At 71.3% G+C, this 11,715-nt stretch carries 11 protein-coding genes and 1 pseudogene; all 12 read right to left on the bottom strand.

Translation table 11 applies throughout. The features are described 5' to 3' along the window. A partial coding sequence (locus E1293_RS37530; protein WP_132203314.1) for an MlaD family protein occupies positions 1–1,179 on the bottom strand: 1,179 nt, incomplete at its 3' end. Continuing rightward, positions 1,179–2,204, bottom strand: coding sequence for an MCE family protein (locus E1293_RS37525; RefSeq protein ID WP_132203312.1), 1,026 nt, complete (start codon positions 2,202–2,204; stop codon positions 1,179–1,181). The genes E1293_RS37525 and E1293_RS37530, both read right to left, overlap by 1 nt. Further along, entirely contained in the window at positions 2,201–3,193 is a 993-nt protein-coding gene (locus tag E1293_RS37520; protein ID WP_132203310.1) for an MCE family protein, read from the bottom strand. The genes E1293_RS37525 and E1293_RS37520 overlap by 4 nt, the downstream gene beginning before the upstream one ends. Beyond that, the gene (locus E1293_RS37515) at positions 3,193–4,212 is read right to left on the bottom strand and encodes an MCE family protein (protein WP_132203308.1); all 1,020 of its coding nucleotides are present in this window, start codon (positions 4,210–4,212) and stop codon (positions 3,193–3,195) included. The genes E1293_RS37520 and E1293_RS37515 overlap by 1 nt, the downstream gene beginning before the upstream one ends. Next, positions 4,209–5,249, bottom strand: a complete 1,041-nt coding sequence (locus E1293_RS37510; protein ID WP_132203306.1) for an MCE family protein — start codon at positions 5,247–5,249, stop codon at positions 4,209–4,211. The genes E1293_RS37515 and E1293_RS37510 overlap by 4 nt, the downstream gene beginning before the upstream one ends. Next, a complete protein-coding gene (locus tag E1293_RS37505; RefSeq protein WP_243717132.1) occupies positions 5,246–6,502 on the bottom strand; it encodes an MCE family protein in 1,257 nt (418 codons plus the stop codon). Before E1293_RS37505 ends, E1293_RS37510 begins: the two co-directional genes overlap by 4 nt. After that, a complete protein-coding gene (locus E1293_RS37500; RefSeq protein ID WP_132203304.1) occupies positions 6,499–7,326 on the bottom strand; it encodes an MlaE family ABC transporter permease in 828 nt (275 codons plus the stop codon). The genes E1293_RS37505 and E1293_RS37500 overlap by 4 nt, the downstream gene beginning before the upstream one ends. 3 nt (positions 7,327–7,329) lie before the next feature. Next, the gene (locus E1293_RS37495; protein ID WP_132203318.1) at positions 7,330–8,061 is read right to left on the bottom strand and encodes an MlaE family ABC transporter permease; all 732 of its coding nucleotides are present in this window, start codon (positions 8,059–8,061) and stop codon (positions 7,330–7,332) included. 47 nt (positions 8,062–8,108) lie between these two features. Then, positions 8,109–8,627 (bottom strand): hypothetical protein, encoded by a 519-nt coding sequence (locus tag E1293_RS37490; RefSeq protein ID WP_132203302.1) that lies wholly within the window; start codon positions 8,625–8,627, stop codon positions 8,109–8,111. Between the two features lie 65 nt (positions 8,628–8,692). Next, positions 8,693–9,934 (bottom strand): lipase family protein, encoded by a 1,242-nt coding sequence (locus E1293_RS37485; RefSeq protein WP_243717130.1) that lies wholly within the window; start codon positions 9,932–9,934, stop codon positions 8,693–8,695. Positions 9,935–9,943: 9 nt separating this feature from the next. Beyond that, positions 9,944–11,083: a DUF6801 domain-containing protein gene (locus E1293_RS37480; RefSeq protein WP_132203300.1), complete on the bottom strand. Its 1,140-nt coding sequence runs from the start codon at positions 11,081–11,083 to the stop codon at positions 9,944–9,946. Positions 11,084–11,176: 93 nt separating this feature from the next. Beyond that, positions 11,177–11,715, bottom strand: a pseudogene (locus E1293_RS47990) (fibronectin type III domain-containing protein); the annotation flags it as partial.

Genomic DNA, 11,715 nt, shown 5'->3' with positions numbered 1-11,715 from the left:
GGCCAGGGCGCCTGGGAGGTTGGGCGAGCCGGTGCTCAGGACCGACGCCGCCTGGGCCGGAGGCGGGACGGGGCCGCGGGGGGCGTTGGCGGCGCCTCGGACGTTGGTGCCGGTCGCAGGTGATACCGCGCAGCGGGCGGCCGTGTTGAGGGCCGGGCCGGGCGAGGTGTCCAGGCCGTTGCGGTACTTCGTCCCGCCGTAGCCGGTCGTGCAGTTCGGCGGGTTGAAGAATGTCGTGACCATGCCGAAGTTGAGCTTGCCGTCCTCTACGACCGACATGCCGGACGAGACCGCCGCCGGGAGTTTCGCCAGGAGCTGCTCCATGCCCGCCGACCGGGGCTCCAGCAGTTCCGACGTCGTCAGCAGGTTCGCCACCAGGACGCTGAGGGACGGGTCGAGGTCGCGTATCAACGTGCGGAACTCACCGGCGGCGCCCGGCGCGGTCGACACGAGTTTCCGGAACGCCGGGTCGGATTTCCGGAGTTGCTCGGAGAGGAGCCGCGCGTTGTGTCCGAACGACTTGAGCGACGCGGCCTCCTCGTTCTGGGTGCGCAGGACGGTCTCGCCGTCGCCGATCAGGGAGGTGGTCGGGGCGGCGTTCTCGTTGGCGGCGTGCGTGAGCGACCGCGTGCTGTCCAGGAGGACCTGGAGGTTGGGGCCCTGGCCGGCGAACGCCTGGCCCAGTTCGCCGATGACCGTCCGCAGGGAGTCGGTCGGCACCGAGGCCGCGAGGTCGTTGAGGCTGGTCAGGAGGTCCGTGACCGGGGCCGGGGTCGCCGTCGACGTGCGCGGGATGACCGAGCCGGACGCCAGATAGGGGCCGGAGGCCGTCGCGGGGCGCAGGTCGATGTACTGCTCGCCGATCGCCGAGCGGTTCGCGACGACCGCCTGGGTCCGAGACGGGATCTTCGGGGCCGACTTCTCGATCTTCAGGTCGGCGAGCACGCCGTCGCCGGTCAGGCGCAGGCCGCCGACGCGGCCGACCGAGGTGCCCCGGTAGGTGACGTCGGCGTTCTCCGCCAGGCCGCCCGCCTCGCCGAGGTCGGCCTGGACGGTGTAGTAGTCGCGGTATCCGACGTATCCGCCCAGGTCGGCGTAGTTGAGCCCGACGTAGCCGATCGCGAGGATGCCGGCGATGAGGAAGACGAGGTTCTTGATCCTCGTCGCGGCGGTCAGCATCAGTCCCCCTTCAGCGGCGCGATCGGCGGGATGACCTGGGTGCCCGGACGGGCCGTGACCTGCAGGTACACGTTCAGGTAGTCGCCCTTCACGGCGGGCAGGACGGCATCGGTGAACGGGTACGTCAGCAGCACCTGGAGCGCGTTCGGCAGGTCGCGGCCGGCGTCGGAGAGTTTCCGGAGAGTCGGTTCCAGGGCGCGGAGGTCGGCGATCATGTCGTCCTTGCTCTGCCGGACGGTCGTGACGGCGGCGCGGGAGAGGTCGTCCAGCGACTTCAGCATCCGGACGAGGGCGCCCCGCTGTTCCGCCAGGACCGCGAGGCCGGGTTCGAGGTCGTCGAGCGCGACGCCGATCTGCGATCTGCGGCCGCGGAGAGTGGCGGAGAGGCGGTTCAGGCCGTCGATCGCGTCCGTGATGCCCTTCTTGTTCGCGTCCAGGTCGCCGACGAGTTTCCGGGCCCGCTCCAGCAGCGACCGGACCTGCGGCTCGTTGCCGCCGAGCGCCCGGTTCAGCTCCACGGTGATCGTCCGCAGCTGGGCGATGCCGCCGCCGTTCAGCAGCATCGACAGGGCGCCGAAGACCTCCTCGACCTCCGGATTCCGGTTCGTCCGGGACGCCGGGATCACCGCGCCGTCCGCGAGCGTCCCGGTGCCCGCGGGCGGCCCCGTTCCGGTCGGCGGTCCCGCGCTGAGCTGCACGAACTTCTCGCCCAGCAGGCTCGACTGGCGCAGTTCGGCGTAGGCGCCGGCGGGCAGCTTCACATCGCCGTTGACCTTCATCGTGACCTCGGCCGTCCAGCCTTCGCGGGGCAGCGCGACGTCCACGACCCGTCCGACCGCGACGTCGTTGACCTTCACCGCCGACTGCGGGACGAGGTTCAGCACGTTCGCGAACCGCGCCTTCACCGTGTAGGGGTGGTCGCCGAGGTCGGCGCCGCCGGGCAGCGGGAGGTCCTGCACGCCGGAGAAGCCGCAGCCGGCGAGGGCCGCGGACGCGAGCGCCGCGCAGGCGATGTGCCGGATCATGGCGCCGCCTTCCGCTGTCCCGCCACCGGGAGCGGCGGGGTCAGCTCGCTGAGGTTCTGCCGTCCCATCAGCGACCGCGTCGCCGGGTCGTAGGCGTTCAGGATGTTGGTCGCGTTGAGCGGCTGGACGTCCAGCGCCTCGGCCAGCGACCGGCGCTGTTTCACGAGCAGCCGCGTGATCTCGGCGAGTTTCCCGACGTTGCCGGCGATCTGCTCCCGGTTGTCGTGGATGAAGACCTTGACCCGGGCGAGCGCCACCGTCAGGGCCTTCAGGGCGGCGTCCAGTTCCTCCCGATCGTCGGCGAGGAAGCCCGTGACGTCGGCGAGCTGCCGTTCCGCCTGCCTGACCTGCCCGTCGTTCGTTTTCAGCATGGTCGTGAACGTCTGCAGGCCGCGGATCGTCGCGAACAGATCCTGCTGCGACCCGGACAGCGTCTTCGCCGCCTGCGCCATCCGTTCGGTCGTCGTGCGGATGTCGCGGCCGTTGCCGCGCAGGTTCTCCGCACCCGTTTCGAGGAGCCGCGACACGGCGCCGTCCTTGTTGAGCCCCTTCGGCCCGAGGTCGGTGGCGAGTTTCCGGATGCTGTCGTAGACCTTGTCGAGTTCCATCGGCGTCGCCGTCCGGTCCGCCGGGACGACGGTCCCGGTCGTCATCTTCGGGCCGGACGTGTAGGCGGGCGTCAGCTGGACGTACCGGTCCGCGACCAGGCTCGGCGCGACCGCCACGGCCTTCGCGGCGGCCGGGACGTCCACGCCGTGGTCGACGGTCATGACCGTCCTGACCTGGGTGCCCTCCGCCCGGACGGAGTCGACCGTGCCGACCTTCACGCCGAGGACCCGCACGTCCGAGCCCTTGTAGACGCCGACCGCGCTCCGGAAGTAGACGGTGACGCGGGTGCCGTCCGGCCGCTGCACGGCGACGAGCACGACGGCGGCCGCAACAACGGCGACTCCGGCGGCGATCAGCGGGATGCCCAGCTTGCGCAGCATCAGCGGCCGCCCTTCTTGGGTGGCATGCACCCCTTGTCGGGTGCGTCCGGCCGGTACTCCTTCGGGACGAGCCCGCACAGGTATCCGTCCATCCAGCGGCCGTTGCCGAGGGAGTTGCCGAGCAGCCGCGTGTACGGCCCGGCCGTCTTCAGCGCCTTGTCGAGGTTGTCCTGGTTCTTTCGCAGCAGGTCGGTGACGCTGCCGAGCGCGCGGAGCGTCGGGTCGAGCTGCTTCTGGTTGTCGTCGACGAGCCCGACGATCTGCCGGGAGAGCGACTGCGTCCCGGTGAGCAGCGCGTGGATCGCCTCGCGGCGGCGCCGGATCTCGCCGAGGAGCAGGTTCCCGTCCCGCAGCAGCGCCTCGACGTTCGCGCTCTGGTCCGCCATCGTCCCGCTGACCTGCCGGGTGTTCGCGAGCAGCCGCGACAGCTCCGCGTCCCGCGACGAGACCGTCTTGGAAAGCGCGGAAACTCCGTCCAGCGCCTTGCGGACGCTCGGTGCCGTCCCGGAGAACGTCGTCGAGATCGCGTCCAGGCTCGCGGCCAGCTTCGCGGAGTCGACCTGCCCGACCGTCCCGGCGAGGTCCTCGAACGCCTCCGTCACGTCGTACGGCGAGGTCGTGCGGGCCAGCGGGATGCGGTGGCCGGGGTCCTGGGCGTGCGCGCCGAGCGGGTCGACGGCGAGGAACTTGTCGCCGAGCAGCGTCTTGATCGCGATCGCGGCGGTGCTGGCGTCGCCGATCCAGGTGCGCCGGACGCGGAACGCGACCGTGACCTTCGCGCCGTTCAGCCGGACGCCGGTGACCTCGCCGACCTTCACCCCGGCGACCCGCACCTCGTTGCCGGGACGCAGCCCGGCCGCCTCGCTGAAGTCGGCGGTGTAGCGGGTGCCGCCGCCGATGACGGGCAGGTCCTTGGCGTTGAACGACAGCAGCCCGACGGCGGTGATCAGCGCGAGCGACACGATCGCGACGCCGATCGGGTTCCGCTCCCGGACGGGCTTCCACCGTGGCCGTCTCATTTGCCGCACCTTTCCGCCGTCAGCGGGACTCCGGTGGGCGGCGGATGCTCCTCGCCCGGGTACTGCTTGTAGGTCACGCCGCTGAGGTCGGCTTCGCAGAGGTAGAGGTTCATCCACGACCCGTACGAGGCGATCCGCCCGATCGCGGCCATCTTGACCGGCAGCAGCCGCAGGAACGAGTCGACCTTCGGGGAGTCGTCCGACAGGTTCTCCGACAGCCGCCCCAGCTGCTCGATGTCGCGTTTGAGCGGCTCGCGGCCGTCCCGCAGCAGGTCGGTGGTGGTGCCGGCGAGGTCGTCCAGCGCACCGATCGCCGCGCCGATCGCGGTGCGGTCGGCGGCCAGCCCGGACACGAGCCGGCGCAGCGTGCCGATCAGGGTGCCGAGGTTGTCGCCGCGCCCGTTGATCGTGTCCAGGACGGCGTTCAGGTTGTCGACGACCTGCCCGATCACGCGGTCCTTGTCGGCGATCCCGCTGGTCAGCGACCCGACGGTGGACAGCAGCCCCTCGACCGTCCCGCCCTCCCCCTGCAGTACCTGGATGATCGACCCGGCGAGCTTGTTCACGTCCTCCGGCGACAGCGCCTGGAACAGCGGCTGGAAACCGTTGAAGAGCTGGGTGAGGTTCAGCGCCGGAGTCGTCCGCTCGACGGGGATCGTCGCCCCCGGGGAGAGCGTCCCGCCGCCGCCGGCGCCGCGCGCCAGCTCGACGTACCGCTGCCCGATCAGGTTCAGGTACTTGATCGTGGCCGTGGACGAGGCGGGCAGGTGGTGCCCGCGCTCGACGGAGAACGACACGAGCGCGACCCGGTGGCCGACGACGTCGATGCCGCCGACCCGCCCGACCTCGACGCCCGCGATACGGACGCCGTCGCCCTCGCGCAGCCCGGACGCATCGGTGAACCGCGCCTTGTAGGAGACGGCGTCGCCGCCGCCCACATGCGTGATGCTGAGCGCCAGCAGCGCGGTCGCGACCACGGTCACCACGACGAACGCGACCGACTTGACCAGCGGCCTGGCCAGGCTCTTCCGGCTCATCCCAGCCTCACCTCCGTGCCCCGGTAGACCGGCCCGGCGAGGACGCTGCTCCAGTCCGGCAGCGACTCCGGGACGTCCTGGAGGCCGGGCGCGAGCAGCTCGTTGACCAGGCGGTTCTCCTCGGGCGAGTTCGGCAGGCCGAGCGCGCCCGGGGCGACCGCGACGGGGGTGTCCGCGTCCGCCGGCGCCGACTTCATCGAGGCGGTGCCGCCGACCGGGTAGCAGTGCGGGCCGCTCTTGTCGGTGTAGCGCGGACGGTCCCTGCCCGGCACGTAGCGCCCCTTCGACGGCAGCGTCTTCACGTTGACGTGCAGGCCGGGCCGCTTCGTGCCCTTGCCGAGCACCTCGTCCATCACGGGGACGAAGTCGGACAGCATCCGCAGCGTGCACGGATACTCCGGCGAGTACTTCCGCAGCAGTTCGAGCGTCGGGCGGCTCGCCGCCGACAACCGGATGAGGTTGCCGGAGTTCTCGTGCAGGAAGTCCGCCAGGTCCTGGGACGCGTCCGTCACCGCTGCGTACAGCGTCGCCAGGTTGTTCTTCTGGTCGACGAGCGACCGGCTCGTGTAGGTGAAGTCGTGCAGCGCCTGGATGATGTCGGGTGCGGCCTCGTCGTAGTTCCGGCTGACCTCGACGAACTGCCTGATGTCGCGGTTGAGCGCGGGCAGGCTCGGGTTGATCTTCTTGAGGTAGGCGTCCAGCTCGACCATCGTCTGCCCGAGTTCGGTGCCGCGTCCGTCCAGCGCCTGCGAGACGGCGGTGAGCGTGGCCGCGAGCTCCGCCGGCTGGACGGCGGTGAGCAGCGGATACAGGGTGTCCAGCACCCGCTGGAGCTCGATCGCGTTGGCCGACCGGTCCTGGCTGATCACGCTTCCGCCGGTCAGCCGCGCCGGGCTCGGCCGCGCGGGCGGGATCAGCGCGACGAACCGGGCCCCGAACAGCGTCGTCGGGAGGAGCTGCGCCGACACGTTCCGCGGCAGCAGCTCGACCTTGTCCGGCTCGATCGCGAGCTTCAGCGTCGCGACGCCGCCGTCCGACGAGATCTCCCTGACCTCGCCGACGACCACCCCGCGCAGCTTCACGTCCGCGTGCGGACGCATCTCGCTGCCCGCGCTCGCCGTCTCCAGCGTCACCCAGCTGACCTTGGTGAACGCCTTGTCGTAGACGGCGACCGACAGCCAGATCAGCAGCACCGGCACCAGCAGGAACGCGACCCCGGCGAGCCGCCGCGAGAGCATCCCCCGGGCGTTCACCCGGCCACCTTCACCGTCGTGTTCGTCCCCCACAGCGCGAGGCTGAAGAAGAAGTCGCTGACGCTGATCAGCACGATCGACGTGCGGACCGCGCGGCCGACGGCCTGTCCCACCCCGGCCGGGCCGCCGGCCGCGCGGTAGCCGTAGTAGCAGTGCGACAGGATCACCAGGACGCTGAACACCAGCACCTTGAAGAACGACAGGACGACGTCCACCGGCGACAGGAACAGCCCGAAGTAGTGGTCGTACGTCCCGGCCGACTGCCCGTTGAACACGACCGTGACCTCGCGGGACGCCAGGTAGGCGCACAGCAGCCCGATCGCGTACAGCGGGACGATCGCGACGGCGCCCGCGATGATCCGGGTCGTCACCAGGTACGGCAGCGACGGGATGCCCATGACCTCCAGGGCGTCCACCTCGTCGCTGATCCGCATCGCGCCGAGCTGCGCGGTGAACCCGGCGCCGACCGTCGCCGACAGCGCGAGCCCCGACACGACCGGCGCGATCTCGCGCGTGTTGATGTAGGCGGACGCGAACCCGGTGAACGCCGACGTCCCGATCTGCTGGAGCGCCGAGTAGCCCTGCATGCCGACGACGACGCCGGTCGCGAGGGTCATCGCGACCATCACCCCGATCGTCCCGCCGATCACGCCGAGGCCGCCGCTGCCGAACGCCACCTCGGCGAGCAGCCGCTGCACCTCCTTGCGGTAGCGGCGGAGCGCCCGCGGCATCCACAGCAGCGCCCGGACGTAGAAGGTGCCCTGGTCGCCGGGCTGGTCCAGCCACGCGAACCACCGGGTGGGGCCCGCTCGCAGCACGGCCATCACTCACCCTCCCTTCGGCGGGACGACCTGGAGGTAGATCCCGGTGATGACGAGGTTGAGCATGAACAGCAGCAGGAACGTGATGACGACCGACTGGTTGACGACGTCGCCGACGCCCTTCGGGCCGCCCTTGGGGTTCAGGCCCCGGTAGGCGGCGACCACGCCGGCGATGAACCCGAACAGCAGCGCCTTCGCCTCGCCGACGTAGATGTCGGGGAGCTGGGCGAGGGCGGAGAAGCTCGCGACGTACGCGCCGGGCGTCCCGCCCTGCATCATGACGTTGAAGTAGTAGCCGCCCGCGACGCCGACGACCGACACGAGCCCGTTGAGCAGCAGCGCGACGGCGACGCACGCGAGGACCCGCGGGACGACGAGCCGCTGGACGGGCGAGACGCCGAGCACCTCCATCGCGTCCAGCTCCTCGCGGATCGAACGGGCGCCGATGTCCGCGCAGATCGTCGAGCCCGCCACCCCGGACACCAGCAGCGCCACGATCATCGGGCTGGCCTGCTGGATCACCACCAGCACGCTGGCCGCGCCGGTGAACGACTGGGCGCCGAACTGCTGGGTGAGGGAGCCGACCTGCAGCGACGTCACCGCGCCGAACGGGATCGACACGAGCGCGGTCGGCAGGATGGTGACGCTGGCGATGAACCAGAACTGCTCGACGAACTCGCGGACCTGGAACGGCCGCCGGAACGCCATCCCGAGGACGGTGGCGCCGAGCGCGAACATCCGGCCCGCCTCGCGCAGCGCGCTCAGCGGGTAGGAGACGACGGGCGTCACTTCTTGCACGCCGGGGCTTTGCCGAACGCCGCGTTCAGCTTCGGGTTCTTGCGGAGGTCCTGTTCGGGGCCCTGGTAGGTGTTGTACTGCCCGAACGCCTTGCCGACCCGGCCGACGGCCTGCTGCAGCGACCGCTTGTCGTTCACCTTCGCCTTCGCCAGCTGCCGGGACGCGGTGGTGACCGTCGAGTGCGTGCGGGTCAGGTTGCTCATCGTGGTCCTGAGCAGCGCGTCGCCGCCCTCGACCGGCGGCGCGCCGAGTCCGGACAGCTTCACCTCCAGCGTCCGCATCCGGTCGGAGATGCCGTCGAGCAGCTGGACGAAGGACGCCTTGGACTTCAGCACGCTCGCGTTGTCCAGCTTCGGCACCGGGAGCGGGCTGCTCTGCGTCATGACGCCGCACGCCCGTCCCGCCCAGGCGACCTCGGGGGCCTCCTTCTTCTCCGACCCGCAGCCGGCCACGGACAGGGCGGCCGCCGAGGCCAGCGCAACGAGCGCGATGGATCGCCGAACCATGTTCATCTCCTTCTCGGGGGCGGGCCACCGGGTCAGGTGGGGCCGCGTTCAGGTGGGAGCCGCGTTCAGCAGTTGGAGGTGGCCGGCTTTCCGGCGAAGCGGTCCGCGAGGAACGCCATCGCGTCCTTGTCGCCGCGGTAGACGAGCGTGATGTGGCTGATCCCGTCCCACGTCCTCCAGGTGACGGGCACGCCGAGCTTGCAGTAGTTGTCGCGCAGCTCCTTCGCCTGCCCGAACGCGACGATCTCGTCGGCGGTCGAGTGGTACTGGAAGACGGGCACCTTGACCGGTTCGAGCCCGAGCTGGTTCTGCGCGACCCGGTCCAGCCACGCCTCGGTCGCGAACGGGCTGGCGGTGAAGTAGTCCGGGATCGTCTTGCCCCGGTAGTCGAGCAGCAGCTCCAGCGTGCAGGCGCCGCCCTCCATCCCGGTGACGGCGGCGCGGCCGGCGTCGTTGAGGTAGGAGTCCAGGTCCAGCTCCGGGTAGGCGTGGTCCATGCCGATCATCGAGTAGAGGAGGAACCCGAACGGGTCCTTCCCCTCCAGCGGCAGGCCCACGGCGGCGAGGTCGGACGGGACGCCGCCGCCGACCACCCCGGCGAGCTTCAGCTCGGGCGCGTAGCCGGGCTGCTTCTGCCCCGCCCACATCGCGGCGGCGCCGCCCTGGGAGTAGCCGCGGAACGCGACCTGCGCGTCCGCCGACAGGCCCGTCTCGGGCAGCCGCTGCGCGGCGCGGACCGCGTCGATCACCGAGTAGCCCATCGAGTCGACGACGTAGGTCGTCGCCGGGTCCTCGTGGTAGCCCTCGTAGTCGGTGACGGCGACCGCGTAGCCCTGCGTGAGCATCTCGTTCAGCGCGGCCTGCTCGTAGAAGGCGCCCTGGTCGATGAACCGGGACGGCGCGCAGCGGAACGCGGGCCCGCTCGTGCCGGGCCCGAACCCGACGATCGGGGCCGTGGCCGGGTCCGCCTTCTTCGGGACGAGGACGATCCCCGTCACCGCGACGGGCTTGCCGAGCGCGTTCGTCGACAGGTACATGACCTGCCACGCGTTCGCGAGGGACCGCGCGGTCGGCGGGCCCGCCTTCGCCGGACGCGCCCGGATGACGTCGCCCGGCTCCCCCGCGGGCAACGGCGACGGCGGCGCGTAGAACGCGTCCCCGGCGGGGCCGGGATCCGCGGCCGGCGCCGCGGCCGCTGGAACAACGCTCATCCCGGCGAGCAGCAGCCCCAGGACAAGGGCCACCACGGCTCGGCGGCGGGTGCTCCGCATGCGGGGGGTGGCCGGGCGGTCGTCGTCGGTCGGCATCGCCGGCTCCTAGCTCGTCTTCTTCGGGGTGAGCGCCACGGTGATCGCGTTGTCCGGGCCGGTGAGGGCGTCGCCGAGCACGCCGGTGAGGACACCGCAGCCGGTGACGGACGCAAGCTCGTAGGCGCCCTTCAGCTCGCCGCCCGCGTCCCGGTCGAACCCGGCGGCCGAGGTCAGCGTGATGCTGGACGGCTCCGACGTCCGGCACGTGTCCCCGCCGCCGATGGGGATGGCGCCGAACGCGTTGAACGCGGGGAAGCCGGTGGCCACCTTGGTCGTGGTGGTGAGGACGCCGTCCTTGTACGTCCCGGTCGTCCCGCCCTGGGCGGTGAACGCGACGTCGGCCGTCACGGGCAGGAAGCCGAGCAACTGGAACTGGGCCTTGGACGGTTCGAGCGTCAGGGCGGCGGTGACCGTGCCGGCGTCGAGCTTCGCGTCCAGGGCGCCGGTCAGCGGGATCGTCCCGCCGGACGCCTTGATGGTGGACGAGCCCGTCAGCGCGTAGGTGTACTCGGCCGGCTGCCCGGTCTCGCCGACGATGTCGAAGGAGGCGAGGACGTTGTTCTGCCCCGGGTCCTGCGTGCACTCGGACTCGAACGTGCCGAGCCCGGACTCGCCGCCGTCGTCCGTCCTCGGGGTCAGTTTCAGGACGAGGTTCCCGACGGTGACCTTGCCCGGTCCGGCCTGGGTGAACGTCAGGTCCGGCGACGTGCCGCGCCCCTTGACGGTGAAGCCGCCGGAGGCGGGGATCGGCGTCTTCTCCAGGACGGAGTCGACCTCGACGGGCAGGCCGTCCGGCATCTCGGGGACGGTGAGGGTCGCGTCCGCCAGCGCGTGGCCTTCGAGGCTCGTCGCGTACAGCGCCGTGAGGCCCCGCGCGGACTCCGCGTTCACCGTCGAGACCGAGTCGACGGTGAACCCGGGCATCACCTCGCCGACCGCGACATGGTCGGGGACGTCCGTGCTCAGCTCCACGTGCACCGGCTGCGGCCCGAGCAGCGGGAACGTGCAGTGGTAGTCCAGCCCCAGCGTCGCCGGCGCGGCGGCGGCCGGGGGCGCGCCCGCGACGCCGGCGAGGCTCGCGGCGACCATGGCGCCGGCCACGGCCAGCGCGGCGCACGCGCCGCCTGTCGTCTTCTTCGTTCTCACGTGTGACCTCTCGGGCCCGATGCGGGACGGGCCCCCGCCGCATCACCGGCACGGCGGGGGCCGCCTTGCTTGACCGTCAGCTCATCGCCGCCGTCACGCCTTGGGCGTGAGGGTCAGGTCGATGGTGTTGCCGTCACCGGCGGTGAACATGTTGAGGATGCCGGTCAGCGGTCCGCAGTCGTCGATGGCCGACAGCGAGTACTGGCCGCTGATCTTGCCGCCGACGTTCGGGTCGAAGAACTCGCCCGCGGCCGACTGCAGCTGGATGTCGGACGGCTCGGTCGTCTGGCAGTTCTCGCCGCCGCCGATCGGGATGGACCCGAACGCGTTGAACGCCGACATCTTGGTGATGACCTTGCTGTTGGTCGTGAGCTGACCGTCCTTGTACAGGCCGGTCGTCGGGCCCTGGGTGACCAGTCCGATGTCGGCGGTCACCGGCAGGAAGCCGAGGATCTGGAAGTTGCCCTTGGTGGGCTCGAGCTGCAGATCCGCGGTCACGTTGCCCGTGTCGAGGTCGAGGTCCGCGCCCACGGTTCCCGTCAGCGGCGCCTTGCCGTTCGGGGCCTTCACGAAGGTCTCACCGGCGAGCGTGAAGTCGTAGTGCTCACCGCCGCTGGTGGGAGGAGTGGGGG

The organism is Actinomadura darangshiensis, from assembly GCF_004349235.1.
Lineage (GTDB): Bacteria > Actinomycetota > Actinomycetes > Streptosporangiales > Streptosporangiaceae > Spirillospora > Spirillospora darangshiensis.
This window is presented reverse-complemented; position numbering and strand designations above follow the sequence as displayed.

What these genes read in the sequence shown, in the direction of transcription:
- E1293_RS37500 (WP_132203304.1), bottom strand. Translation starts at nt 7,326, where the DNA reads ATGGCCGTGCTGCGAGCGGGCCCCACCCGGTGGTTCGCGTGGCTGGAC.
- E1293_RS37515 (WP_132203308.1), bottom strand. Translation starts at nt 4,212, where the DNA reads ATGAGACGGCCACGGTGGAAGCCCGTCCGGGAGCGGAACCCGATCGGC.
- E1293_RS37490 (WP_132203302.1), bottom strand. Translation starts at nt 8,627, where the DNA reads ATGGTTCGGCGATCCATCGCGCTCGTTGCGCTGGCCTCGGCGGCCGCC.
- E1293_RS37495 (WP_132203318.1), bottom strand. Translation starts at nt 8,061, where the DNA reads ATGTTCGCGCTCGGCGCCACCGTCCTCGGGATGGCGTTCCGGCGGCCG.
- E1293_RS37510 (WP_132203306.1), bottom strand. Translation starts at nt 5,249, where the DNA reads ATGAGCCGGAAGAGCCTGGCCAGGCCGCTGGTCAAGTCGGTCGCGTTC.
- E1293_RS37520 (WP_132203310.1), bottom strand. Translation starts at nt 3,193, where the DNA reads ATGCTGCGCAAGCTGGGCATCCCGCTGATCGCCGCCGGAGTCGCCGTT.
- E1293_RS37485 (WP_243717130.1), bottom strand. Translation starts at nt 9,934, where the DNA reads ATGCCGACCGACGACGACCGCCCGGCCACCCCCCGCATGCGGAGCACC.
- E1293_RS37525 (WP_132203312.1), bottom strand. Translation starts at nt 2,204, where the DNA reads ATGATCCGGCACATCGCCTGCGCGGCGCTCGCGTCCGCGGCCCTCGCC.